The organism is Streptomyces yongxingensis, from assembly GCF_055597465.1.
This window is the reverse complement of record NZ_CM145717.1, coordinates 3741336-3765941: the sequence shown is the minus strand read 5'-3', so window position 1 is coordinate 3765941 and position 24606 is coordinate 3741336. Positions and strand designations below refer to the sequence as shown.

24 protein-coding genes, 1 pseudogene and 1 riboswitch are annotated in these 24606 nt (G+C 72.1%); of the genes and pseudogenes, 21 read left to right on the top strand and 4 right to left on the bottom strand.

Going from position 1 to position 24606, the window contains the following annotated elements:
* Positions 1-14: 14 nt before the first annotated feature.
* The 12 genes from rplS to ACZ6TD_RS15605 all read left to right on the top strand — a co-directional run bounded on the left by rplS (position 15) and on the right by ACZ6TD_RS15605 (position 10208).
* Positions 15-365: a 50S ribosomal protein L19 gene (rplS, locus tag ACZ6TD_RS15660; protein WP_020868146.1), complete on the top strand. Its 351-nt coding sequence runs from the start codon at positions 15-17 to the stop codon at positions 363-365.
* 83 nt (positions 366-448) lie between these two features.
* Positions 449-1300, top strand: a complete 852-nt coding sequence (lepB, locus tag ACZ6TD_RS15655) for a signal peptidase I (RefSeq protein WP_471354480.1) — start codon at positions 449-451, stop codon at positions 1298-1300.
* Positions 1293-2486, top strand: a complete 1194-nt coding sequence (lepB, locus tag ACZ6TD_RS15650; protein ID WP_471357759.1) for a signal peptidase I — start codon at positions 1293-1295, stop codon at positions 2484-2486. The genes lepB (ACZ6TD_RS15655) and lepB (ACZ6TD_RS15650) overlap by 8 nt, the downstream gene beginning before the upstream one ends.
* Positions 2487-2568: 82 nt before the next feature.
* The gene (lepB, locus tag ACZ6TD_RS15645) at positions 2569-3366 is read left to right on the top strand and encodes a signal peptidase I (RefSeq protein ID WP_471354478.1); all 798 of its coding nucleotides are present in this window, start codon (positions 2569-2571) and stop codon (positions 3364-3366) included.
* Between the two features lie 96 nt (positions 3367-3462).
* A complete protein-coding gene (lepB, locus tag ACZ6TD_RS15640) occupies positions 3463-4233 on the top strand; it encodes a signal peptidase I (RefSeq protein ID WP_471354476.1) in 771 nt (256 codons plus the stop codon).
* On the top strand, positions 4226-4756 hold the full coding sequence (locus ACZ6TD_RS15635; RefSeq protein ID WP_471354474.1) for an NUDIX hydrolase: 531 nt from the start codon (positions 4226-4228) through the stop codon (positions 4754-4756). The genes lepB (ACZ6TD_RS15640) and ACZ6TD_RS15635 overlap by 8 nt, the downstream gene beginning before the upstream one ends.
* Before the next feature lie 39 nt (positions 4757-4795).
* Complete coding sequence (locus tag ACZ6TD_RS15630; RefSeq protein ID WP_004944840.1) at positions 4796-5104, top strand: DUF2469 domain-containing protein; 309 nt, start codon at positions 4796-4798, stop codon at positions 5102-5104.
* Between the two features lie 156 nt (positions 5105-5260).
* Positions 5261-5620, top strand: a complete 360-nt coding sequence (locus tag ACZ6TD_RS15625) for a YraN family protein (protein WP_201850838.1) — start codon at positions 5261-5263, stop codon at positions 5618-5620.
* Positions 5620-7242 carry a YifB family Mg chelatase-like AAA ATPase gene (locus ACZ6TD_RS15620; RefSeq protein WP_471354472.1) on the top strand — a complete coding sequence of 541 codons (1623 nt, stop codon included), beginning with the start codon at positions 5620-5622 and terminating at the stop codon, positions 7240-7242. Before ACZ6TD_RS15625 ends, ACZ6TD_RS15620 begins: the two co-directional genes overlap by 1 nt.
* The gene (dprA, locus tag ACZ6TD_RS15615) at positions 7242-8612 is read left to right on the top strand and encodes a DNA-processing protein DprA (RefSeq protein WP_471354470.1); all 1371 of its coding nucleotides are present in this window, start codon (positions 7242-7244) and stop codon (positions 8610-8612) included. The genes ACZ6TD_RS15620 and dprA overlap by 1 nt, the downstream gene beginning before the upstream one ends.
* Before the next feature lie 129 nt (positions 8613-8741).
* The gene (gene whiG / locus ACZ6TD_RS15610; protein WP_470015337.1) at positions 8742-9575 is read left to right on the top strand and encodes an RNA polymerase sigma factor WhiG; all 834 of its coding nucleotides are present in this window, start codon (positions 8742-8744) and stop codon (positions 9573-9575) included.
* A gap of 93 nt (positions 9576-9668) precedes the next feature.
* Positions 9669-10208, top strand: a complete 540-nt coding sequence (locus ACZ6TD_RS15605) for a TetR family transcriptional regulator (RefSeq protein ID WP_137979769.1) — start codon at positions 9669-9671, stop codon at positions 10206-10208.
* A 341-nt stretch (positions 10209-10549) separates the two neighbouring features.
* On the opposite strand, the pseudogene ACZ6TD_RS15600 reads toward ACZ6TD_RS15605, so the two are convergent.
* Positions 10550-11080: pseudogene (locus ACZ6TD_RS15600) on the bottom strand (murein hydrolase activator EnvC family protein); the annotation flags it as partial.
* A gap of 314 nt (positions 11081-11394) precedes the next feature.
* Here ACZ6TD_RS15600 and rpsB point away from each other — a divergent pair.
* The 9 genes from rpsB to ACZ6TD_RS15555 all read left to right on the top strand — a co-directional run bounded on the left by rpsB (position 11395) and on the right by ACZ6TD_RS15555 (position 21228).
* A complete protein-coding gene (gene rpsB / locus ACZ6TD_RS15595) occupies positions 11395-12330 on the top strand; it encodes a 30S ribosomal protein S2 (RefSeq protein WP_471354468.1) in 936 nt (311 codons plus the stop codon).
* Positions 12331-12440: 110 nt separating this feature from the next.
* Positions 12441-13277, top strand: coding sequence for a translation elongation factor Ts (gene tsf, locus ACZ6TD_RS15590; protein ID WP_471354466.1), 837 nt, complete (start codon positions 12441-12443; stop codon positions 13275-13277).
* Positions 13278-13432: 155 nt separating this feature from the next.
* Positions 13433-14215: a UMP kinase gene (gene pyrH / locus ACZ6TD_RS15585; RefSeq protein ID WP_020868133.1), complete on the top strand. Its 783-nt coding sequence runs from the start codon at positions 13433-13435 to the stop codon at positions 14213-14215.
* A gap of 104 nt (positions 14216-14319) precedes the next feature.
* Positions 14320-14877, top strand: a complete 558-nt coding sequence (gene frr / locus ACZ6TD_RS15580; protein ID WP_030834259.1) for a ribosome recycling factor — start codon at positions 14320-14322, stop codon at positions 14875-14877.
* Entirely contained in the window at positions 14877-16055 is a 1179-nt protein-coding gene (locus ACZ6TD_RS15575; protein WP_471354464.1) for a phosphatidate cytidylyltransferase, read from the top strand. Before frr ends, ACZ6TD_RS15575 begins: the two co-directional genes overlap by 1 nt.
* A 72-nt stretch (positions 16056-16127) precedes the next feature.
* Positions 16128-17234 (top strand): dual-specificity RNA methyltransferase RlmN, encoded by a 1107-nt coding sequence (rlmN, locus tag ACZ6TD_RS15570; protein ID WP_470014965.1) that lies wholly within the window; start codon positions 16128-16130, stop codon positions 17232-17234.
* Between the two features lie 73 nt (positions 17235-17307).
* A riboswitch (TPP riboswitch) is annotated at positions 17308-17412 on the top strand.
* Positions 17408-18481 (top strand): thiamine ABC transporter substrate-binding protein, encoded by a 1074-nt coding sequence (locus tag ACZ6TD_RS15565; protein ID WP_471354462.1) that lies wholly within the window; start codon positions 17408-17410, stop codon positions 18479-18481. It overlaps the preceding riboswitch by 5 nt.
* Before the next feature lie 95 nt (positions 18482-18576).
* Entirely contained in the window at positions 18577-20190 is a 1614-nt protein-coding gene (locus ACZ6TD_RS15560) for an ABC transporter permease (RefSeq protein WP_471357757.1), read from the top strand.
* The gene (locus ACZ6TD_RS15555) at positions 20191-21228 is read left to right on the top strand and encodes an ABC transporter ATP-binding protein (RefSeq protein WP_471354460.1); all 1038 of its coding nucleotides are present in this window, start codon (positions 20191-20193) and stop codon (positions 21226-21228) included.
* A 68-nt stretch (positions 21229-21296) separates the two neighbouring features.
* On the opposite strand, the gene ACZ6TD_RS15550 is transcribed toward ACZ6TD_RS15555, so the two are convergent.
* The 3 genes from ACZ6TD_RS15550 to ACZ6TD_RS15540 form a co-directional block, all read right to left on the bottom strand.
* Positions 21297-22394: an LOG family protein gene (locus ACZ6TD_RS15550; RefSeq protein WP_471354458.1), complete on the bottom strand. Its 1098-nt coding sequence runs from the start codon at positions 22392-22394 to the stop codon at positions 21297-21299.
* Between the two features lie 105 nt (positions 22395-22499).
* Positions 22500-23756 (bottom strand): hypothetical protein, encoded by a 1257-nt coding sequence (locus tag ACZ6TD_RS15545; protein ID WP_471354456.1) that lies wholly within the window; start codon positions 23754-23756, stop codon positions 22500-22502.
* Entirely contained in the window at positions 23738-24463 is a 726-nt protein-coding gene (locus tag ACZ6TD_RS15540) for an ABC transporter ATP-binding protein (RefSeq protein WP_471354454.1), read from the bottom strand. Before ACZ6TD_RS15540 ends, ACZ6TD_RS15545 begins: the two co-directional genes overlap by 19 nt.
* Positions 24464-24606 lie beyond the last annotated feature (143 nt).

Here is a 24606-nt window from a genome sequence, read left to right as displayed (position 1 = left end):
GAAAGCAGACGATCATGTCTCACCTGCTCGACACCGTCGACTCCGCGTCGCTGCGCAGCGACATCCCGACCTTCCGCCCCGGCGACACGGTCAACGTCCACGTCCGCGTCATCGAGGGCAACCGCTCCCGTGTCCAGCAGTTCAAGGGCGTCGTCATCCGCCGCCAGGGCTCCGGTGTCCGCGAGACCTTCACCGTCCGCAAGGTGAGCTTCAGCGTCGGCGTGGAGCGCACCTTCCCGGTGCACACCCCGATCGTCGAGAAGATCGAGGTCGTCACCCGCGGTGATGTGCGCCGGGCGAAGCTGTACTACCTGCGCGACCTCCGCGGCAAGGCCGCCAAGATCAAGGAGAAGCGCGAGAGCTGAGTCCGCGGCTGGATCGCGGCGATTTTGCGCGACTACTGAGCTACCGCCGGATCATCCGGCCGGGCCGGATAGGCTCTGGCCCGATGAACACCGAAGGACAGCTCGCGGAGCGCGACCGCTCCCCGGGCTCCGAGAAGGAGCACGAGGGGCGGTCGCGCTCTTCGTGTGCCCCCGCGCGGGCCGGGGAGCCCCGGTCCGCCGGGCGGCTGCCGCAATGGCTGCGCAGGGGCCGGCCGACCGGCGGCGGGCGCTGGCGGCGGGCGGCGCTGCTCGCGACCGCGTGTGCCGCGCTCGTGCTGCTGGTGAGCGGCTTTGTGCTGCAGCCGTTCCTGATCCCGAGCGGTTCCATGGAGAGCACCCTCCGCCCCGGGGACCGGGTGCTGGTGAACAAGCTCGCCTACCAATTCGGGGACGATCCGCGCCGCGGCGACGTTGTCGTGTTCGACGGAGCCGGTTCCTTCGGCGAGGAGGAGCCGTCCGGGAATCCGGTGACGGGTCTGCTGCGCAAGGCGGCCGCGGCGGTCGGGCTGGCCGAACCGGCCGAGTCCGACTACGTCAAGCGCGTGGTGGGCATCGGTGGTGACCGGGTCACCTGCTGCGACGAGCGGGGGAGGATCGAGGTGAACGGTCAGCCGGTGGACGAGCACTACCTGCACCCCGGGGACAGGCCCTCGCGGGTGCGCTTCGACATCGCCGTGCCCGAGGGACGGCTGTGGGTGATGGGCGACCACCGCGACGCCTCCCGGGACTCGCGTGACTATCTGGGCGCCCCGGGCGGGGGCACGGTCCCCGTCGACAAGGTGATCGGCCGCGCCGAATGGATCGGCTGGCCGTTCGGCCGCTGGTCCGGCGTACCCCGGACGGACGCCTTCACGAGCGTGCCCGCGGCGCCCGGCCGCATACCGTCCGCTGCCCCCGGTGGTGACCATGGGTAAGCGCGGGCGTCCTCGTGCCAGGGCGCGCCAGGCCGCTCCGCCCGCCGGCGTCGACATGGGCACTCCCCGTCCGCCGGGCGAGCGCCGGGTGGGCGGCCGCGCGGAGCGGCGCAGGATCCAGCGGCGCATCAAGCGCAGGCGGCGCCGTTCGGCCGTCAAGGAGATACCGATCCTGGTGGGCGTGGCGCTGGTGATCGCGCTCGTACTGAAGACCTTCCTGGTGCAGGCGTTCGTCATTCCGTCCGGCTCGATGGAACAGACCATCCGGATCGGCGACCGGGTGCTGGTGGACAAGTTCACCCCGTGGTTCGGCTCGAAGCCGGAGCGCGGCGACGTGGTGGTGTTCAAGGACCCCGGCGGGTGGCTGGACGACGAGCGGAAGCCGCCCAAGGACGACCCGCCGGTCATCAAGCAGGGCAAGGAGTTCCTGACCTTCATCGGGCTGCTGCCGTCCTCCGACGAGCAGGACCTGATCAAGCGGGTGGTCGCGGTGGGCGGCGACACGGTGGAGTGCTGTGACACGAACGGTAAGGTCACCGTCAACGGGACGCCGCTGAACGAACCGTATCTGCACCCGGGGAACCCGCCGTCGCAGAAGCAGTTCAAGGTGACGGTCCCTCAGGGGCGGATGTTCGTGATGGGCGATCACCGGTCCAACTCGGCGGACTCCCGGGTCCATCTGGACGAGCCGTACCAGGGCACCGTGCCGGACAACATGGTGGTCGGCCGCGCCGTGGTGATCGCGTGGCCGTTCGGGCACATGCGGCGGCTCGAGGAACCGGGCACCTACGCCTCGGTGAAGGACGCGCCGAGTGGGGCGACACAGGCCGAGGGCTCGGCGCATAGGCTGTCCCCCATGGATCAGCAAGGAATGGTCCAGCTCCCGACCCCTGCGGAACTCCCGCTCGTTATGGGAGTGGTGATCCTGCGCCGTTCGTGGGGCAGGCGGCAGTCAGGCGTGAGGAGTGGATGTGGGGGATTTGGCGGTCGGCGCACGATCCGGTCACGAAGAGCCCGAGAGGCAGCCCGGGACGGGGGCGGAGCACCCCACGGACGGGGCGGACGAGGCGCCCGAAGCCGGTGCACCCACGAACGGGACGGCTGCCGCGCCCAGGGCGTCGGACCCACACGGAGCCGATGGCGGGCCGGAACCCTCCGATCCCCAGGACGGTCCCGGCGCGGCTGATCCGTCCGGGCCCGGGGACGGGGCGTCGACGCCGGGCCCCGGGAAGCCAGGCGGGCCCGGGAAGCTCGGCAAGCCCAAGAAGGTGCGCTCCTTCTGGAAGGAGCTGCCGATCCTGGTCATCATCGCGCTGGCCCTGGCACTGCTGATCAAGACCTTCCTGGTGCAGGCGTTCTCGATCCCGTCCGACTCGATGCAGGACACCCTGCAGCGGGGCGACCGGGTGCTGGTGGACAAGCTCACCCCGTGGTTCGGCTCCGAGCCCGAGCGCGGTGAGGTGGTCGTCTTCCACGACCCGGGCGGCTGGCTCGGCGAGTCCCAGACCAAGAGCTCCGGCCCGGTCGCCGAGGGCATCCAGAAGGCGCTCAGCTTCATCGGGCTGATGCCGTCGGCGGAGGAGAAGGACCTGATCAAGCGGGTCATCGCGGTCGGCGGGGACACCGTCTCCTGCAAGCGCGGCGGTAAGGTCATGGTCAACGGCAAGCCGCTGGACGAGCCGTACATCTTCCCCGGGAACACCCCCTGTGACGAGAAGCCGTTCGGCCCGATCAAGGTGCCCGAGGGCCGGATCTGGGTGATGGGCGACCACCGTCAGGACTCGCTGGACTCCCGCTACCACCAGAACCTGAACAACGGCACGGTCTCGGTGGACGATGTCGTCGGGCGCGCGATCGTCATCGCCTGGCCGATCAACCGCTGGTCCACCCTGCCGGTGCCGAGCACCTTCGACCAGCCGGGTCTGGGCGCGGCCGCAGCGATGGCCCCCTCCGCCCTGGGGTTCGCGGGGGCGCTGCCGATCGTGCTGTGGCGCCGCCGCCGACTGATCGCCAAGGTCCGGGCGGAGGCCGGGAGCCGGCCGGAGCGGTTGACCGCCGACTGCTGACGGGGCCCGTACCGCCGGGTAAGGTGCGGTCCCGTGTGCCCCGGGGCACACGGAACCTGATCTTCTACGTCTGTTGCGTACGGCGGGAGCACTGGAATGAGCGGAGCCCAAGGGGTGGGGGGCGGCAAGCCGCGGCGCACGCCCGGCAGCGTGCTGTCCGGGCTGGCGGTGGCCGTCGGGTGTGTGCTGTTCCTCGGCGGCTTCGTCTGGGGCGCGGTGCTCTACAAGCCGTACACGGTCCCCACCGACTCCATGGCGCCGACGATCGGCAAGGGCGCCCGGGTGCTGGCGGAGCGGGTCGACGGCGGCGACGTGCGCCGCGGCGATGTGGTGGTCTTCCGCGACCAGGTGTGGGGCGACCTGCCCATGGTGAAGCGGGTCATCGGGGTCGGCGGCGACCGGGTCGAGTGCTGTGACAAGCAGGGCCGGCTGCGGGTGAACGGCAAGGTCCTCGAGGAACCGTATCTGCGCTCGGGGGAGCAGGCGTCCGCGTCGGTCTTCTCCACCACCGTGCCCAAGAACCGGCTGTTCCTGCTGGGCGACCATCGCAGCGACTCCCTGGACTCGCGGGTGCACCTCACCGACGAGGCGGGCGGCGCCGTGGAGCGGGGGGCGGTGGACGCCCGGGTGGACGCCACCGCCTGGCCACTGGGGTCCTGGGGGACGGTGGGGCGGCCGGATGCCTTCAAGGCGCTGCCGGGCGGGATCTCGCAGCCGGGACCGCTGGGGCCGATCCTGATCGCGGTCGCCGTGGGCGCGGTGCTGATCCTGGCGGGCGCGGCCCACGGGCCGATCGTCCGGCGCAGGGCGGGCGGCGGCGCACAGCGGGACCAGGCGGCGAAGGGGAAGGTGGCCGCGAGTGGCTGAGGGGCCGGGCGGAGCCGAACGGAGCGGCACGGACGAGCGGCGGTTGCGGAAGGTCGCCCGGGTGGTGCTGCTGGACCCACGGGACCGGATCCTGCTGCTGCACGGCTTCGAACCGGACGATCCGTCCTCGACCTGGTGGTTCACCCCGGGAGGCGGTCTGGAGGGCGAGGAGAGCCGCGAGGAGGCCGCGCTCCGCGAGCTCGCGGAGGAGACCGGGATCACCGATGTGCGGCTCGGCCCGCTGCTGTGGCGGCGGATCTGCTCCTTCCCGTTCGCCGGGCGGCGCTGGGACCAGGACGAGTGGTACTACCTGTGTCGTACCCAACAGACCCCGGCGCGCGCCGGGGGCGGGCTGACGGAGCTGGAGCGGCGGAGCGTGGCCGGTCTGCGCTGGTGGACGGCGGATGAGCTGGCCACGGCCACCGAGCCGGTGTACCCGACACGGCTGCCGGAGCTGTTGCGTACGCTGCTCGTCGAGGGACCTCCGAGTGCACCGGTGATCCTGGAGACTGAGCGCGTCTGACGCACAATGGGGGGACGCACGGCTGAAGGGGAACATGCCATGAGCGCCGAGGACCTCGAGAAGTACGAGACCGAGATGGAGCTGAAGCTCTACCGGGAGTACCGCGATGTCGTCGGTCTGTTCAAATATGTGATCGAGACCGAGCGCCGCTTCTATCTCACCAACGACTACGAGATGCAGGTGCACTCGGTCCAGGGTGAGGTCTTCTTCGAGGTGTCGATGGCCGACGCCTGGGTCTGGGACATGTACCGCCCGGCCCGTTTTGTGAAGCAGGTACGGGTTCTCACGTTCAAGGACGTGAATATCGAGGAGCTGAACAAGAGCGACCTCGATCTTCCGAGCGGCTGACCCCGGCTTCCGGGCGGCTGACTCCAGCTCCCGGGCGGCTGACTCCACCTTCCGGGCGGCCGAGTTTTCCACAGCCGGACGGCTGTCCACAGGAATGGTCCAAGATCCCTGAGCGGGGCGCGGGGGCGTCACAGTCGGTGCCGGAGGTGGTGCCGAATGAACGCCCGAGGAGCGCTGGGCCGCTACGGCGAGGATGTGGCGGTCCGCACATTGGCGGAAGCCGGGATGACCGTCCTGGAGCGCAATTGGCGATGCCGGGACGGCGAGATCGACATCGTCGCGCTCGATGCCGGGGCGCTGGTGGTGTGCGAGGTCAAGACGCGCCGCGAGGGTGGTTACGAGCATCCGATGGCGGCCGTCGGACCGGACAAGACCGAGCGGCTGCGATGGCTGGCGGAGCGCTGGCTGGAGCGGCACGGCGGCCCGCCGCCGGGCGGGGTGCGGATCGATGTGGTGGGGGTGGTGCTGCCCCGCCGGGGCGCGCCCGTGGTCGAGCATGTGCGAGGGGTGGCTTGATGGGGTTCGCCCGCACCTGCTCGGTGGCGCTGGTCGGGGTCGAGGGCGTGGTGGTGGAGGTCCAGGCCGACCTGGAGCCGGGAGTGGCCGCTTTCACCCTTGTCGGACTGCCCGACAAGAGCCTGGTGGAGAGCCGGGACCGGGTCCGCGCGGCCGTGGTCAATTCCGGCGGCGAATGGCCGCAGCGGAAGCTCACGGTCGGGCTCAGCCCGGCATCCGTGCCCAAGGGCGGCAGCGGCTTCGACCTGGCCGTGGCCTGTGCGGTGCTCGGCGCGGCCGAGCGTGTGGACCCGCGGGAGATCGCCGATCTGATGATGATCGGGGAGCTCGGGCTGGACGGCCGGGTGCGGCCGGTCCGTGGGGTGCTGCCGGCCGTGCTCGCCGCCTCCGAGGCGGGCTACCGCCAGGTCGTGGTCCCCGAGCAGACGGCGGCGGAGGCGGCCCTGGTGCCGGGCGTCTCGGTGCTGGGGGTACGGAGCCTGCGCCAGCTGATCGCGGTGCTGACGGACGAGCCGGTGCCCGAGGAGGAGGAGCCCCAGGAGCTGGGCCGCCCCGATCCGATGCTGGCGGGGCTCACCGTGCCCGGCGCCGGTATGGGCACCGGTGTCGCCGCGGTGCCCGGGGCCGGGGCGGGGCGGCCCGATATGGCCGAGGTCGCCGGGCAGCGGGCCGCGCGCACCGCCCTGGAGGTCGCTGCCGCGGGCGGGCACCACCTCTTCCTGAGCGGGCCTCCGGGCGCCGGGAAGACCATGCTGGCCGAGCGGCTGCCGGGGCTGCTGCCGCCCCTCACCCAGCAGGAGGCCCTGGAGGTCACCGCGGTCCACTCGGTCGCCGGGGTCCTCCCACCGGGGCAGCCCCTGGTGGAGACCCCGCCGTACTGCGCCCCGCACCACTCGGCGACCATGGCCGCGCTCGTCGGCGGGGGCAACGGCCTGCCCAGACCCGGCGCGGTCTCGCTCGCCCATCGCGGAGTGCTCTTCCTGGACGAGGCTCCCGAGTTCAGCGGGAAGGCGCTGGACGCCCTGAGACAGCCCCTGGAGTCGGGGCATGTGGTGGTGGCCCGGTCCGCCGGGATGATGCGGATGCCGGCGCGCTTCCTGTTGATGCTGGCGGCCAACCCCTGCCCTTGCGGGCGCCACGGTCTGATGGGCGACGTCTGCGAGTGCTCGCCCGCCACGGTCCGCCGCTATCAGGCACGGCTGTCCGGACCGCTGCTGGACCGGGTGGACCTGCGGGTCCGCGTCGAGGCGGTGAGCCGGACCGAGCTCACCGGGGCGCGCGCCGGGGCGGAGAGCAGCGCGTCGGTCGCGGCCCGGGTCCGGGAGGCCCGGGAGCGGTCCGCTGCCCGCCTCCACGGCACCCCCTGGCGGCTGAACAGCGAGGTGCCGGGCCATGAGCTGCGCACCCGCTGGCAGCCGTTCCCCGGTGCGCTGCGCGAGGCCGAGCGCGATATGGAGCGCGGGCTGCTCACCGCCCGGGGGCTCGACCGGGTGCTGAGAGTCGCCTGGACCGTCGCCGACCTGGCCGGGCACGACCGGCCCATGGCGCCGGACATCGCCCAGGCGCTGCAGCTGCGCACGGGGGTCAGCCGCGGGGTGCCGGTCCCGGCGGGGGAGTGCTGATGTCGGCTCCTTCGACGGGCGGTCGCGGCGCCGTCCCCGCCCTGTTCTCCGAGCCTGGGCCGGGGTACGACGGCTGGGACGAGGACCAGGGGCGCCCGGAGGGGCGGAGCGTCCCGGACGCAGGGCAGGGGCTGCCCGAGGGGTGGGGCACCCCGGACGAGGGGCGGGAGCTCGCTGAGCGGCGGGGCGTTCCGGACGAGGAGCGGCTGGCGCGAGCGGCGCTCACCCGGCTCTTGGAGCCCGGGGACGAGACCGTGGGGCGCTGGCTGCGCGGTATGGGGCCGGTGGCGCTGTGGCGGGCGCTCACCGGGAAGGGCAAGCCCCCGCCCGGGGCCACCGGGGAGCGGCTGGCCGGATGCGCCCTTCGGGCGGCCGGGGTGGACCCGGCCGCCGACCTCGCGCTGATCGCCCGGTGCGGAGGACGGTTCATCTGCCCCGGGGATCTGGACTGGCCCGGTCAGCTCGACGATCTCGGTGACGCTCGCCCGGTCGGGTTATGGGTGCGCGGCCCGGCCGACTTGCGGATGTGGGCGCTGCGCTCGGTCGCCGTGGTCGGCGCGCGGGCCTGCAGCGACTACGGCGCGCATGTCGCGGCGTCCCTCGGCGCCGGGCTCGCCGAGCGGGGCTGGGTGGTCGTCTCCGGGGCGGCCCACGGCGTGGACGGCGCGGCTCACCGAGGGACGCTCGCCGCGGGCGGGGCCACCATCGCGGTGCTGGCCTCCGGTGTGGACGTCCCCTATCCGCGAGCGCATGCCGAGTTGATCGAGCGCATCGCGGAACAGGGCCTGGTGCTGGCCGAGTTGCCCCCCGGAGCGCATCCGACACGCCCCAGATTCGTGCTTCGCAACCGGGTCATCGCCGCCCTCACCCGCGGCACGGTCGTGGTCGAGGCCCAGTACCGCAGCGGATCGCTGGTCACCGCGCGCCGGGCACAACAGCTCGGGCGGTCCACCATGGGGGTGCCCGGACCGGTGACCAGCGGGCTCTCGGCCGGGGTGCATGAACTGCTGCGCGGCGAGGCCGTCCTGGTCACCGACGCCGCCGAAGTGGCCGAGCTCATCGGCGGCATCGGTGACCTCGCCCCGGAGCGGCGGGGGCCGCTGGTCGAGCGGGACCTGCTCGATCCCGTGACGGCACGGGTGCTGGAAGCGTTGTCGGCACGGGGCGGCAACCACCTGCGGGATGTGGCCCGGGAATCCGGGACCGGCTGCGACGAGGCCCTGGGCCGGCTCCATGAACTGCTCGCCCTGGGTTTCGTCGAACGTCATGGCGATCGATGGGAGTTGGTCCCGCCCGTGCGCCGGAGCGACGGCGCATGGCGAGGCGATCCCCCGAATCGGGGCAATCGGGTGAAAGGGTTGAGGCGATGACCGTATCCGCACACCGCCGAGCCGACGCCCTTCGCATACCGCGACGCCTTAGTCACGCTACGCTCACAAGGTTTCCGGCGGAAGTGTACGTCCTCACCCATGTCATGGCAGAACGGCTCAAGGCGACGAATGCCCCAGCACATCTCCGGGTCTGACAGCGCGGCGCCGCCCGCGGCCCGCGGCGCGGTGCGCCCTGCCGCGCCCTCATCGCTCGACGAGCTGTGGCGGTCGTACAAGACCACGGGCGACGGCCGGCTGCGGGAGCAGCTGATCCTGCACTACTCACCGTTGGTGAAATATGTGGCCGGCCGGGTCAGCGTCGGGCTGCCCTCCAATGTCGAGCAGGCGGACTTCGTGTCGTCCGGGGTCTTCGGACTCATCGACGCCATCGAGAAGTTCGACCCCGAGCGCGCCATCAAGTTCGAGACCTACGCGATCACCCGGATCCGCGGCGCGATGATCGACGAGCTGCGGGCGCTGGACTGGATCCCGCGGTCGGTCCGCCAGAAGGCCCGGGCCGTGGAGCGGGCGTACGCCACGCTGGAGGCGCAGCTGCGCCGCACCCCCTCGGAGGCCGAGGTGGCCGCCGAGATGAGCATCAGTCTCGAGGAACTGCACGGTGTCTTCAGTCAGTTGTCGCTCGCCAATGTGGTCGCCCTGGAGGAGTTGCTGCACGTCGGCGGCGAGGGTGGCGACCGGCTCAGCCTCATGGACACCCTTGAGGACACCGCGGCGGACAACCCGGTCGAGGTGGCCGAGGACCGGGAGCTGCGCCGGCTGCTCGCCCGGGCGATCAACACCCTCCCGGAGCGGGAGAAGACCGTGGTCACGCTCTACTACTACGAGGGGCTCACCCTCGCCGAGATCGGCCAGGTGCTCGGCGTCACCGAGAGCCGGGTCAGCCAGATCCACACCAAATCGGTGCTCCAGCTGCGGGCGAAACTCGCCGATGTCGGACGCTGAATCGTCCCTCCGGCATCGCCCTCCGGGCGGCCTCTTCCGTAAAGTGGTTGGGTGCCCAGGATTCGAGCGGCCTCAGTGGCCGAGCACCGGACGATGCAGCGCGCGGCCCTGCTGGAGGCCGCCCGCACCCTGCTGTCCGAGGGCGGCACGGAGGCGCTGACCTTCCCCGCCCTCGCCGAGCGCACGGGACTCGCACGGTCCTCCGTCTACGAGTACTTCCGCTCCCGCGCCGCCGTGGTCGAGGAGCTGTGCGCCGTGGACTTCCCGGTCTGGGCCGCCGAGGTCGAGGCCGCCATGGAGCGGGCCGACGGGCCCGAGGCGAAGATCGAGGCGTATGTCCGACGGCAGCTCGCGCTCGTCGGCGACCGCCGGCACCGCGCGGTGGTGGCGATCTCCGCCGGTGAGCTGGACGCGGGCGCACGGGAGAAGATCCGGGCCGCCCACGGCGGGCTGATCGCCATGGTGGTCGAGGCCCTCGCGGCCCTCGGGCATGAGCAGCCCCGGCTCTCGGCGGTACTCCTCCAGGGCGTCGTGGACGCCGCGGTCCGGCGCATCGAGCTGGGTGCGGCCGAGGACCCCGACCGGATCACCGAGGCGGCCGTCGCCATGGCCCTGCGCGGCGTCCGGGGCTGACCACCCGGCCCTTCCACAGCTTCAGCGGGCGCGCGGGGCCCGGATGGGACGACCGGGCGACCCGGACCGACCCGGACCGACCCGGGCGACCCGGACCGACTCGGGCGACCCAGCCGGATCCGGGCCCAGAGGGATGCCGCCGCCAGCGCCGCGGCCGTCGGCAGCCGGGTGTCCCCGGCGGGGGAGGCGAGCGCGGAGAGCGTGGGCGCGTCGCGCACCCCGAACACCGGGAGCAGCCGGGACGGCCCGCCCCGCAGTATCGACGGCGGCAGCAGTGACAGCGGATCGAGATAGCGATCCGCGCGGCGCAGCCCCCAGTGCAGACAGCCCGGCCGGCAGTGGAAGGGGCCAGGCGCCACCACGCCGACCACCTGCCCGGCGGTCACCCGCTCCCCCTTGGTCACCGTGGCGCGCAGCGGTTCATAGGTGGTGCGCAGGGGAGGGGAGCCGGTCCCCGACACCTCGATCACCAGCACACCACGGCCCGCGACCGGACCCACGAAGCTCACCCGCCCCGGGGCCGCCGCCCGTACCCGCTCGCCCGGTCGCGCCGCGAGGTCGACCCCGCGGTGCCCCGCCGCCCAGGGCGCTGGAGGCGGCCGCCAGCCCCTCAGCACGACAGGCCGCACCGCGCCCGGCGTACCGTCGACCGGCCATGACCGTTCCGCGCTCGGTCTCGACCGCTCCCCGCTCGGCCTGGTCCTCGGTTCCGGATCCGGCACCGCGCGCGAAGTAGGCGCCGCGCGCGGATCCGCCGCCGCGGCCCGTGCCGCCGGAAGAGGTAACACCCGAAGAGAGGCTGTCGGCACCGGCGGCACCGACAGCGCAAGAATCACCAGGGCAAGAGCCCACCCCACCACAAGCCTTCGCATGCCCCCACGATGGCCCGGCGGCCCGAAGCGGGTGGATCATGGACGGAATCGGGGGACTACTCACCGGTTGTGGATAACGCCGTCACCCGGCACCGTACCGGTCCCGTACACTTCTTATGGCGATCCGGGTCACCGGATCGACTTCGCACGCCCCGCCACCGGTGCTCCGATCGCGCATCGGTCAGCTCGGTGGCCGCGCCCCTCGGTCCTCGGACGACCCCCCGAAAGGGCCCCGTCCGTGGCAGGCGCGCCGGGACGTCAGGAGCGGCGGCCACCCGGCCGCCGTGGAACCGAGTACCTCAAGGAGTACGGCCATGGCCGTCGTCACGATGCGGGAGCTGCTGGAGAGCGGCGTCCACTTCGGGCACCAGACCCGCCGCTGGAACCCGAAGATGAAGCGCTTCATCTTCACCGAGCGCAACGGCATCTACATCATCGACCTGCTCCAGTCGCTGTCGTACATCGACCGCGCCTACGAGTTCGTCAAGGAGACCGTCGCCCACGGCGGCTCCATCATGTTCGTCGGCACCAAGAAGCAGGCGCAGGAGGCCATCGCCGAGCAGGCGACCCGCGTCGGCATGCCGTACGTCAACCAGCGCTGGCTGGGCGGCATGCTCACCAACTTCTCGACCGTCTACAAGCGCCTGCAGCGCCTGAAGGAGCTCGAGCAGATCGACTTCGAGGATGTGGCCGCCTCCGGCCTCACCAAGAAGGAGCTCCTGGTCCTCTCCCGTGAGAAGGCCAAGCTGGAGAAGACCCTCGGCGGTATCCGCGAGATGCAGAAGGTGCCGAGCGCCGTCTGGATCGTGGACACCAAGAAGGAGCACATCGCCGTCGGTGAGGCGCGCAAGCTCCGGATCCCGGTCGTCGCGATCCTCGACACCAACTGCGACCCGGACGAGGTCGACTACAAGATCCCGGGCAACGACGACGCGATCCGCTCCGTCACCCTGCTCACCCGGGTGATCGCCGACGCCGTCGCCGAGGGCCTCATCGCCCGTTCCGGTGCCGCCACCGGTGACGAGAAGGCCGACAAGGCCGCGGGCGAGCCGCTCGCCGAGTGGGAGCGCGACCTGCTCGAGGGCGAGAAGAAGGCCGACGAGGCCGAGGCCAAGCCGGCCGAGGCCGCCGCGGACAAGCCCGCCGAGGACGCCGCCAAGCCCGCCGAGGCCGCCGAGGCCGCCGCGGACAAGCCTGCCGAGGACGCCAAGCCGGCCGAGGCCCCCGCCGCGGGCACCGAGCAGGGCTGACCACTCAGACGTCACTCAGACGGTGTATGACGGCGGGGGACGGTGCCTGTGGCGCCGCCCCCGCCGTTCACCCGTAGAGCTTTCGACTTTCGAGAAGAGATTCACAGATCATGGCGAACTTCACCGCCGCTGACGTCAAGAAGCTCCGTGAGCTGACCGGCGCCGGCATGATGGACTGCAAGAAGGCGCTGGACGAGGCCGAGGGCAACGTCGACAAGGCCGTCGAGATCCTGCGCGTCAAGGGCCAGAAGGGCGTGGCCAAGCGTGAGAGCCGCAACGCCGAGAACGGTGCTGTCGTCTCCCTCATCGCGGACGACAAGTCCTCCGGCGTCCTGGTCGAGCTGAAGTGCGAGACCGACTTCGTGGCCAAGGGCGACAAGTTCGTGGCCGTCGCCGACGCCATCGCCGCCCACGTCGCCAAGACCTCCCCGGCCGACCTGGAGACCCTGCTGGCCTCCGAGATCGAGGCGGGCAAGACCGTTCAGGCGTTCGTCGACGAGGCCAACGCGACCCTCGGCGAGAAGATCGTCCTGGACCGCTTCGCGCAGTTCTCCGGCGGCTATGTCGCGGCCTACATGCACCGCACCAGCCCGGACCTGCCGCCGCAGGTCGGCGTCCTGGTCGAGCTGGACAAGGAAGACGCCACGGTCGCCAAGGACGTCGCGCAGCACATCGCCGCCTTCGCCCCGAAGTTCCTCACCCGCGACGAGATCCCGGCCGAGACGGTCGAGAACGAGCGCCGGGTCGCCGAGGCCACGGCCCGCGAGGAGGGCAAGCCCGAGGGCGCCCTGCCGAAGATCGTCGAGGGTCGCGTCACCGGCTTCTTCAAGGAGAACGTGCTGGTGGACCAGCCGTTCGCCAAGGACAACAAGAAGTCCGTCCAGAAGATCCTGGACGAGGCCGGTGTCTCGCTCAAGCGCTTCGCCCGTTTCCGCGTCGGTGTCTGAGCCGAGCAGCGAATGACCGGCGACCCCGATAGGGTCGTAGGCAGCCAACCGTCGACCGGTCGGCCGCAGATGTGACGAGGAGGCCATTGCCGCAGAGGTCGTAACAGGACCCGTCCGGCAGTGGCCTTCTTCGTATGTGCACGAGGAGATCTCCAATGAATCACGGCGCGGACGCCAAACAGGCCGCCGATGACAAGAAGGCGCACGGCGCGGCCCCACACGGTCGCTTCCTGCTGAAGCTGTCCGGCGAGGCGTTCGCCGGAGGCGGGGGACTCGGTGTCGACCCCGATGTCGTGCACGCCATCGCCCGCGAGGTCGCCGCCGTGGTCAGGGACGGCGCCGAGATCGCCATCGTCATCGGCGGCGGTAACTTCTTCCGCGGTGCGGAGCTGCAGCAGCGCGGTATGGACCGGGCCCGCTCGGACTACATGGGCATGCTCGGAACCGTCATGAACTGTCTCGCCCTCCAGGACTTCCTGGAAAAGGAGGGCATCGACTCCCGGGTCCAGACCGCCATCACCATGGGCCAGGTCGCGGAGCCGTACATTCCGCTGCGTGCGGTGCGCCATCTGGAGAAGGGGCGTGTGGTCATCTTCGGCGCGGGTATGGGTATGCCGTACTTCTCCACGGACACCACCGCGGCCCAGCGAGCGCTGGAGATCGACGCGCAGGCCCTGCTCATGGGCAAGAACGGCGTGGACGGGGTCTATGACTCCGACCCCGCCCGCAACCCCGACGCGGTGAAGTTCGACGCGCTGGAGTACGGCGAGGTGATCACCCGGGACCTCAAGGTCGCCGACGCCACCGCGATCACCCTCTGCCGGGACAACAAGCTGCCCATCCTCGTCTTCGAGCTCCTGGCCGAAGGAAATATCGCCCGTGCGGTGAAGGGTGAGAAGATCGGCACGCTTGTGAGCGACCAGGGCTCCCGGGCCTGACGGCTCGAACGGGGGATGGACAACGGCCTGCCGGTCGGACACCGTGCAGGAGAAGACGCACGCAGGGGCGAGGCTCTGCTTACTGATAACACCAGGAGCAAGTGGTGATCGAAGAGATCCTCCTCGAGGCCGAGGAGAAGATGGAGAAAGCCGTTGTGGTCGCCAAGGAGGACTTCGCCGCGATCCGCACCGGGCGTGCGCACCCGGCGATGTTCAACAAGATCGTGGCGGACTACTACGGTGCGTTGACGCCGATCAATCAGTTGGCGTCGTTCTCGGTGCCGGAGCCGCGGATGGCCGTGGTCACGCCGTTCGACAAGACCGCGCTCCGCAACATCGAGCAGGCGATCCGGGACTCCGACCTGGGCGTCAACCCGAGCAATGACGGCAACATCATCCGTGTGGTGTTCCCTGAGCTCACCGAGCAGCGCCGTAAGGAGTTCATCAAGGTCGCCAAGGGCAAGGGCGAGGACGCGAAGATCTCGATCCGCAGCGTCCGCCGCAAGGCCAAGGAGTCCATCGACAAGCTGATCAAGGACGGCGAGGTCGGCGAGGACGAGGGGCGCCGCGCCGAGAAGGAGCTCGACGACACCACGGCGAAGTACGTCGCGCAGGTGGATGAGCTGCTCAAGCACAAGGAAGCCGAGCTGCTCGAGGTCTGATGAACGACTCTTCCTGGGGGGCCCAACCAAGCGCCGGACTCCGGGGACCGGGCGGTCAGGGCACCTCCCCCGGCTATGGCTGGGAGGTGCCCACTTCTTCGGCGGGTCCCGCGCACGAGGTGGGTGAGGCGGCGCAAACTCGCCCCATGCCCACCGTGCCCCACGCAGGCGGCGACTCCGGCGAGGCCGCCGACCGTGACAGGGGGGCCGCTCGGCTGAGCGGCCCCCTCTTCCGCGACGAGCGGGAGCCGCAGCCCGGACCCCGGCAGCCCGCCGGGCACCGGCCGACGCCCCCCGACCCCGCGCCCGACCCGGCCTCCGCCGACGGCGGCGCGCGCGGTGCCGGCGCCGGGCAGAGCAAGAAGAGCGCGGGCCGGAATCTGCGCGCCGCGATAGGGGTGGGCGTCGGCCTCGGCGTGATCATCCTGGCCTCGCTCTTCATCTACAAGCCCGTGTTCGTCGGCGTGGTGGCGGTCGCGGTGGTGGTCGGGCTCTGGGAGCTGACCTCGCGGCTGACCGAGCGCAAGGACATCCGGGTCCCCCTGGTGCCGCTCGCCGTCGGCGGGGTCGCCATGGTCGTCGCCGGCTATGTGCGCGGCGCCCAGGGCGCGGTGGTGGCGGTCGCCCTTACGGCGCTCGCGGTGCTGGTCTGGCGGATGACCGAGCCGCCCGACAACTACCTCAGGGATGTCACCGCAGGCGTCTTCGCCGCTTTCTACGTGCCGTTTCTGGCCACTTTCGTGGCGCTCATGCTCGACACCGACGACGGCCCGTGGCGGGTCCTGACCTTCCTGTTGCTGACCGTGGTCAGCGACACGGGGGCGTACGCGGTGGGCTGGCGCTTCGGCAAGCATCCGCTGGCCCCGCGCATCAGCCCCGGCAAGACCCGCGAGGGGCTGCTGGGCGCGGTGACCTTCGCGATGGCCGCGGGCGCCCTGTGCATGCAGTTCCTCATCGACGACGGCGTCTGGTGGCAGGGCCTGCTGCTCGGCCTCGCCGCCGCGGTCAGCGCGACCCTCGGCGACCTCGGCGAGTCCATGATCAAGCGCGACCTCGGCATCAAGGACATGGGCAAGCTGCTGCCCGGCCATGGCGGGATCATGGACCGGCTCGACTCGCTGCTGCCCACCGCGCCGGTGGTGTGGCTGCTGCTGGTGATCTTCGTGGGCGGCGGCTGACCACGCCCGCCCACGGGCCCCGCGCCACTCCCGGCGCGGGGCCCTTCGTACGTCTGCGACACTGGGAAAACCATGCCTAAGCCCGGAGAACTCACCTTCGTCGCGCCGCGTGGGGCCAAGAAGCCCCCGCGGCATCTCGCCGACCTCACGCCCGCCGAGCGCCGGGAGGCCGTCGCCGCCCTCGGGGAGAAGCCCTTCCGGGCGGGTCAGGTGTCGCGTCACTACTTCGCGCGCTACGCCGACGACCCCGCTCAGTGGAGCGACATCCCGGCCGCCGCGCGCGAGAAGCTGGCCGCCGGGCTGCTGCCGGATCTGATGAGCGTGGTGCGGCACATCAGCTGTGACGACGACACCACGCGCAAGACGTTGTGGCGGCTGTTCGACGGCACGCTCGTGGAGTCCGTTCTGATGCGCTATCCGGACCGGGTCACCATGTGCATCAGCTCGCAGGCGGGCTGCGGGATGAACTGCCCGTTCTGCGCCACCGGGCAGGCGGGGCTGGACCGCAATCTGTCCACCGCCGAGATCGTGCACCAGATCGTCGACGGGATGCGGGCCCTCCGGGACGGGGAGATCCCCGGTGGCCCGGCCCGGCTGTCCAACATCGTCTTCATGGGCATGGGCGAGCCACTGGCCAACTACAACCGCGTCGTCGGCGCCATCCGTCGGCTCACCGACCCCGAGCCCGACGGCCTCGGCCTGTCGCAGCGCGGTATCACCGTCTCGACGGTCGGCCTCGTCCCGGCGATGCTGCGGTTCGCCGACGAGGGCTTCAAGTGCCGCCTCGCGGTGTCGCTGCACGCGCCCGACGACGAGCTGCGCGACACCCTCGTGCCGGTCAACACCCGCTGGAAGGTGCGCGAGGTCCTGGACGCCGCGTGGGAGTACGCGGAGAAGTCCGGCCGCCGGATCTCCATCGAGTACGCGCTGATCAAGGACATCAACGACCAGGCGTGGCGCGCCGATCTGCTCGGCCGGCTGCTCAAGGGCCACCGGGTGCATGTGAACCTCATCCCGCTCAACCCCACGCCCGGCTCCAAGTGGACGGCGTCCCGGCCCGAGGACGAGAAGGCGTTCGTGGCGGCCCTGGAGGCCCATGGGGTGCCGGTGACCGTCCGGGACACCCGGGGCCAGGAGATCGACGGGGCCTGCGGGCAGCTGGCGGCTTCGGAGCGCTGAGCACCGGCTGATACGGTGCCTGGGCAACGTTGCATCATGCGATCGTCGTAGAAGTGAACGTCCGTACAAGTGAACATTCCGACAGGGGAGCGCTCAGAGCGCTGAGAGTGCGGCACGGCCGCAGACCCTCGGACCTGATCCGGGTCATACCGGCGTAGGGAGTCAGTATCACCATGAACAGCCAGCTTCGGCGTGCCATCTCGGCCGCCCTCCTCGGCTCACTGGCCTTGAGCGCGCTCGTCGGCTGCGGCGAGGACACCAAGAGCGGGTCGGACTCCAAGACGGTCACCCTGGTCACGCATGACTCGTTCGCGGCCTCCAAGGCCGTCCTCAAGGAGTTCACCAAGGAGACCGGCTACAAGGTGCGGGTGCAGGCCGGCGGCGACGCCGGAGCCGCCGTCAACCAGGCGATCCTGTCCAAGGGGCACCCCCAGGGCGATGTGTTCTTCGGTGTCGACAACACCCTGCTCTCCCGCGCGCTCGACAACGACCTGTTCACCCCCTACACGGCGAAGGGGCTGGACAAGGTCCCGGCGGCCCTTCAGCTCGACCGGGCCGAGCACCGCGTCACCCCCGTCGACTTCGGCGACATCTGCGTCAACTACGACCGGAAGTACTTCGCCGACAAGAAGCTGACGCCGCCCCGGACGCTGGACGATCTGACCAAGCCCGCCTACAAGAACCTCCTCGTCACCGAGAACGCGGCCACCTCGTCCCCCGGTCTCGGCTTCCTCCTCGCCACGGCCGCGAAGTACGGCGACGACGGCTGGAAGGGCTACTGGAAGAAGCTGCGGGCCAACGGCGTCGAGGTCGTCGACGGCTGGGAGCAGGCGTATTACGACCGGTTCTCCGGCTCGGCGGGCGGCGGCAAGGGCGACCGGCCGCTCGTCGTCTCCTACGCCTCCAGCCCGCCCGCCGAGGTGGCCGACGCCAAGACCAAGCCCGCGAAGGCCCCCACGGGGGTGGCGACGGGCACCTGTTTCCGGCAGGTGGAGTTCGCCGGGCTGCTGAACGGCGCGGGCAACACCAAGGGCGGCAAGGCGCTGCTGGACTTCCTGCTGAGCAAGCGGTTCCAGGAGGACGTCCCGCTGAACATGTACGTCAACCCGGCGCGCGAGGACGCCAAGCTGCCGGAGCTGTTCACCCGATACGGGGTCAGGATCGCCGACTCGGCCACCCTGGCGCCGCAGAAGATCGCCAAGAACCGTGAGTCGTGGGTCAAGACATGGTCCTCGCTGGTCCTGTAGAGCCCCGCGAGAACCGTAAGAAGGCCGACGGCCACCGTAAGGCCGACAGGGCGGGCAACGGCGGCCGTCGCGCGACCGCCCTCCGGCTCGCCCTGATGGCGGTGCCGCTCGCCTTCTTCGCGGTCTTCTTCGCCTATCCCGTGGCCGCCATCGTCGCCCGGGGGCTGCGCGTCGGCGGACGGTGGCGGTTCGGCCGGATCGCCGAGGTGGTGACCGATCCGGCGACGCTGGACGTCCTGTGGTTCACCTGCTGGCAGGCGGTCGCGTCGACCGCCCTCACGCTCGTGGTGGCGCTGCCCGGCGCCTATGTCTTCGCTCGCTTCGACTTCCCCGGCAAGGGGCTGCTGCGGGCCGTGGTGACCGTGCCGTTCGTCCTGCCGACCGTCGTCGCCGGATCGGCCTTCCTGGCCCTGCTCGGCCGGGGCGGGCTGCTGGACGAGCTGTGGGGAGTGCGGCTGGACACCTCCGTCTGGGCGATCCTCCTGGCCCATGTCTTCTTCAACTACGCGGTCGTCGTCAGGACCGTGGGCGGGCTGTGGGCCCAGCTCGACCCGCGCCAGGAGGAGGCCGCGCGAGTGCTCGGCGCGAGCCGGCTGTCGGCCTGGCGCCGGGTGACGCTGCCCGCGCTGGCACCCGCCGTGGCCGCCGCCGGGCTGATGGTGTTCCTGTTCACCTTCACCTCCTTCGGCGTGATCCAGATCCTGGGCGGCCCCCGCTACGCCACCCTGGAGGTGGCGATCTACCGGGAGACCGCGCAACTGCTCGACCTCCCCACGGCCGCGGTGCTGACCCTCGTCCAGTTCGCCGCGGTCGCGGCCGTATTGGCCCTGCACGCGTGGACCGTAAGGCGCCGCGAGAGCGCCCTGCGGCTGGTCGACCCCGGCCGCACCGCGCGCCGCCCGAAGGGCCCGGCCCAGTGGGCGCTGCTGTGGGGCGTGCTGGCGGTGGTCGCGCTGCTGATCGTGACACCGCTCGCGGTGCTGGCGGAGCGCTCGCTGAACGGACCGGACGGCTACGGCTTCACCTACTACGAGGCGCTCCGGTCGGCCGCCGACAGCGGGGGCACCTTCTTCGTGGCTCCCATGGAGGCCGTCGGGAACTCCCTGTGGTACGCGGCGGTCGCCACCGTCTTCGCCCTCGTCGTGGGCGGTCTCGCCGCCGCCGCGCTCACCCGTAAGGCGGGCATGTTGGTACGGGGCTTCGACGCGCTGCTGATGCTGCCGCTGGGCACCTCGGCCGTCACCGTGGGATTCGGGTTCCTGATCGCCCTGGACGAGCCCCCGCTGGATCTGCGCGCCTCCTGGGTCCTGGTGCCGCTCGCCCAGGCCCTGGTGGGCGTGCCCTTCGTCGTACGGACCATGCTGCCGGTGCTGCGGGCGGTGGACCACCGGCTCCGGGAGGCGGCGGCCGTGCTCGGGGCGTCCCCGTGGCGGGTCTGGCGGGAGGTGGACCTGCCGCTGGTCGGGCGGGCCGTGGCGGTCGCGGCGGGCTTCGCGTTCGCCGTCTCCCTGGGGGAGTTCGGGGCGACGGTCTTCATCGCGCGCCCCGACCATCCGACCCTCCCCGTGGCCATCGCCCGCTTCCTGGGCCGGGCCGGACAGCTCACCTACGGGCAGGCGATGGCCCTGAGCACGATCCTGATGCTGGTCTGCGCCGGATCGCTGCTGGCGCTCGAGCGCATCCGCACCGACCGTTCCGGAGAGTTCTGAATGACGCTGCTGCGACTGGACGAGGTGACCGTAAGGTTCGGTCGGCGCGACGCGCTGGACGCCGTGGACCTGGAGGTCGCCGAGCGCGAGACGGTCTGTGTGCTGGGCCCGAGCGGAAGCGGCAAGTCCACCATGCTGCGCGTGGTGGCCGGGCTGCAGCGCCCCGACGCCGGCCGGGTGTGGCTCGCCGGACGCGACCAGAGCGGGGTGCCCACGCACCGGCGCGGCGTGGGGCTGATGTTCCAGGACCACCAGCTGTTCCCGCAGCGGGACGTGGGTGGCAACGTCGCCTTCGGGCTGCGGATGCGCAAGGTGGGGCGCGCGGAGGCGGACCGCCGGGTCGCCGAACTGCTGGAGCTGGTGGGGCTGCCGGGCGCCCAGCGCCGCCCCGTCGACTCGCTCTCCGGCGGTGAGCAGCAGCGGGTGGCGCTCGCCCGCGCGCTGGCCCCGCGCCCCAAGCTGCTGATGCTGGACGAGCCGCTGGGCCAGCTCGACCGGGGGCTGCGCGAGCGGCTGGTGGTGGAGCTGCGCGAGCTCTTCGAACGGCTGGGCACCACCGTCCTCGCGGTCACCCACGACCAGGGCGAGGCGTTCGCGCTCGCGGACCGGGTGGTGGTGATGGAGAACGGCCGGATCGCCCAGACCGGCACCCCGCTGGAGGTGTGGCAGCGGCCCGCCACCGAGTTCGTCGCCCGCTTCCTCGGCTTCGACAATGTGGTCGAGGCGATCGTGCACGGCGAGGTCGCCGACACCGTATGGGGCAAGCTGCCCGTGCCGCCCGGCTCCCGGCCGGGCCCCGGCAGGCTGCTGGTCCGCCCGGCCGGGGTGCGGCTGACGGACCCCGAGGAGGGACTGGCGTGCACGGTGGCGGCGCGCACCTTCCGCGGCGACCATGTGGCGCTCATCCTGCGGCTGTCGGACCCGGCCGCACCGCATCTGGAGGCGTCCTGCGCCCTGCGGGACGCCCCGGAGTCGGGGGCCAGGGTCGGGGCGGCCATCGACCCGGCCGATGTGGTGCTGCTGGACCCGGAGCCCTGACGCCGGGCCCCTTGCCTCCCCCGGTACTCAGCACCTCCTTTGGTACGCGGCGCTCCCCTGACGTCGGCTCAGCCCAGCATCGACAGCAGCGCTTCGGGCGCCTCGTCCACCGAGTCCACCAGGGCGATACGGGCCTTCATGGACCGGCCCTCCGCGAGCGCTTCGAGCAGCGGCCAGGTCGGCAGCCGCCGGGTCCAGTGGTCCCGGTCCACCAGCACCATCGGGGTCGGCTCACCGCGCGACTCGTAGTAGTTCGGCGTCGCGTTGTCGAAGATCTCCTGGACGGTCCCGGCGGCGCCGGGCAGGAAGACCACGCCCGCGGTCGAGCGCGCCAGCAGCCCGTCCTCGCGGGTGGCGTTGGCGAAGTACTTGGCGATGTGCGAGGCGAACGCGTTGGGCGGCTCGTGCCCGTAGAACCAGGTGGGGATGCCGACCGACGCCCCGCCGTCCGGCCAGCGCTCGCGCACCGCGAAGGCGGCCTCGGCCCAGGCCCCGATGGACGGCCGGAAAGAGGGCGTTTTACCGAGCAGTTCGAGCGCCTCGTCCAGCACCGCGTCCTCGTGCGGGGCCGCGTAGGCGCCCAGGTTCGCGGCCTCCATCGCGCCCGGTCCGCCGCCCGTCGCGACCGTGAGACCGGTCCGCGCCATGGCCCGGCCGAGGCGTGCGGCGCCCGCGAATCCGTCGGAGCCGCGCTCCAGCGCGTGGCCGCCCATGACGCCCACCACTCGCGTCCCGACGACGAATTCGTCGAGCGCGTCGGAGACCGCGTCGTCGTGGATGGAGCGCAGCATCGAGGCGAAGATGTCGCCGTCGGTCTTGGTCCGCTGGAACCAGGCGTAGGCGAGCGCGTCCGGCGTCCGCACGTAACCGTGTTCCGCGAGGCCCTCGAAGAGCTCCGCGGGGGAGTAGAGGGTGCCGCGGTACGGATCGAACGGCAGGTCCGGCACCGGCGGGAACACCAGCGCGCCCCCGGCCCGGACCTTCGCCGCCGCCTCGGTCTCCATCGGGCAGCCGAGGAAGACCGCCTCGCTGGTGTCGGTGGAGAGGAGCGCGGCCGTACGGCCTGTCAGGTCCACGGACTGGACCCGGAACCCGGCCAGGGTGCCGCGGGCGACGACCTGGTCGAACTCCTCGATGGACTCTATTTCCCGGTCTGGTTCCTGCACGCCGACATGCTAATCACACCGGAGATGGGGGGCTGTGGATTGGGGCACTCGTGACCGGGCCGCTTCGCCGCACAATCCAGGCATGAACACCGACACCCGGGAATTTCAGCGGTGGAACGGCATCGCCGTGAGATGCGCCACCACCCACACCAGCGGCACCAGGAGCGCCAGCAGGGCCGTCGCGCGCAGCGCGGCCGCCCCGCGGAGCAGCCGGGCCGGGGCGCCGAGGCGGACCAGGGCGGCCGTCGTGCGCTCGCGCGCGCTCCTCGCCTCCACGACCGCGGTCAGGGTCGTGGCCGCGGCGCACAGCGTGACCAGGGCCGCGCCCAGACCGGTGAGCGGGCCGAAGGCATGGGCGCCGGACGGCCCGGAGGCCCTGCCGTACAACTCCAGGACGGCGAATCCGGCGGCGGTCAGGGCACACAGCGCGCCGACCGGGCGTCCGATCAGCCCGGCCTCCTGCTGGAGCATGCGTCCGGCCAGCAGTCGCAGCACGCCCGGCCGCCCGACGGCCAGCAGCCTGCCGCACAGATGGGTGAGGCCGGGCCCGGCCAGCACCAGCCCGAGCGCGGCCAGCGCCCAGCCGCCCACCACACCGGGCGGGTTGCCGCCGAGTCTGCCCGGCACGGCGAGCAGGGCATCGGGGAGCGGGGGCGCGTCACCGCTCGCGTACGCCTGCAGGGCGAGTCCGGCCGCGGTGAGGGCGATGCCCCAGGGAAGTCCGGAGGTGGCCTGGTGGGGCGGCCGGGGCGCGACCGGCCCCGTCACGACGGTGGGCCGGGCCGGGGCCGCCGGGCGGCGAACGCCCCGTGGCCCGCGGACCGGCTGGTGCGTCGCCCGCGGCTGCCGGGGCCACAGCCCGGCCGCGCACGCCGCGCCCACCACCACGGGGACGACGGCGAGCAGCGTGACCGTACCGGCCAAGGGCAGACGACCGCGGCCGAGCTGCCGGCCGGCCGCCCCGCTTCCGGCCCAGTCCAGCCAGGAGTCCCCGAGATCGCCGCGCAGATGCAGGAAGACCAGCAGCGCCAGCACCCCGCCGAGCGCACAGGCGGCCGCCATCGAGACCGCCGCGAGCAGCGCCGCCCGGGCCGGGCCGACTCCGGCCGCCGCGAAACCGGGGCCAGGGCCGGTGCTGGGGTCGGCCCGGCCCACGGCGACGGCCAGCTGGACGGTCGCCGCCAGCGGCACGAGGCACCACAGCAGCCGCCCCACCGCGTCCTGCGAGTCGTCCGGATGGCCCGAGGCGAACCCGAGGGCGCTCAGCAGCAGAAAGCTCGCGCCCGCCGCCGCGACGGTCACCAGCGACCGCCGCAGCAGCACCGAAGGGCGGGCGCCGCGGGCTAGGCGGAGGCTGAGCACGCGGCCCTGCCTTCCGCCTCGGAGGGGTCCGGGCCCACCCGGCGCCCGTCGAGCAGGGCGACGGTGTGGTCGGCGAGGGTGGCAACCTCCTGGTCGTGCGTCGCGAGGACCACGGTGATGCCGTGGGAGCGGGCCGCCGAGGTGAGGGTGCGCAGCACCTGGGCGCGGTCGGTCCGGTGCAGCGGGGCGGTGGGCTCGTCGGCGAAGAGCACGCTGGGCCCGGCGGCCAGCGCGCGGGCGATCGCGACCCGCTGGCGCTGCGACTGCAGCAGTGCGGCGGGCCGCGCCCGGGCGCACTCGCCGACGTCGAGCCGGTCGAGCCACTCGTACGCGGCGCTCTTCGCGGCGCGCCGCCCGGTGCCGCGCAGCATCAGGGCGAGCGCCGCGTTCTCCCAGGCGGTGAGTTCGGGGACGAGCTGGGGTTCGGTGCCGATCCAGCCGAAGTGCTCGCGCCGCAGCCGTTCGAGGCCGAGTGGAGGGAGGCTGTGCACGGGCACGCCCTTGAACCACACCTCCCCGCTGTCCGGGACGAGTTGGCCCGCCAGGCAGGCGAGGAGGGTGGTCTTGCCACAGCCGCGCGGACCGGTGACGGCGACGATCTCAGCCTTCCGGGCGCCGAGGGAGACCCCGATGAGGGCGGGCGAGCCGCCGTAGGCGTACGACACGGTGCGTGCCGCGAGCATGTCGTCGTCCGGCGGAGCCACCATCCCGAGCACCTCGCCTTACCTGCGACCGTGTCATTCCCCCGGTTGGGGGAACGAGCACGGAGCCAATGGGTCACTGGCACGGTAAGGACTCGGGTGGGGGCCCGCGCCCAGGCTCGGCGCGGGTGGCCCCCATTTCCTCCGAT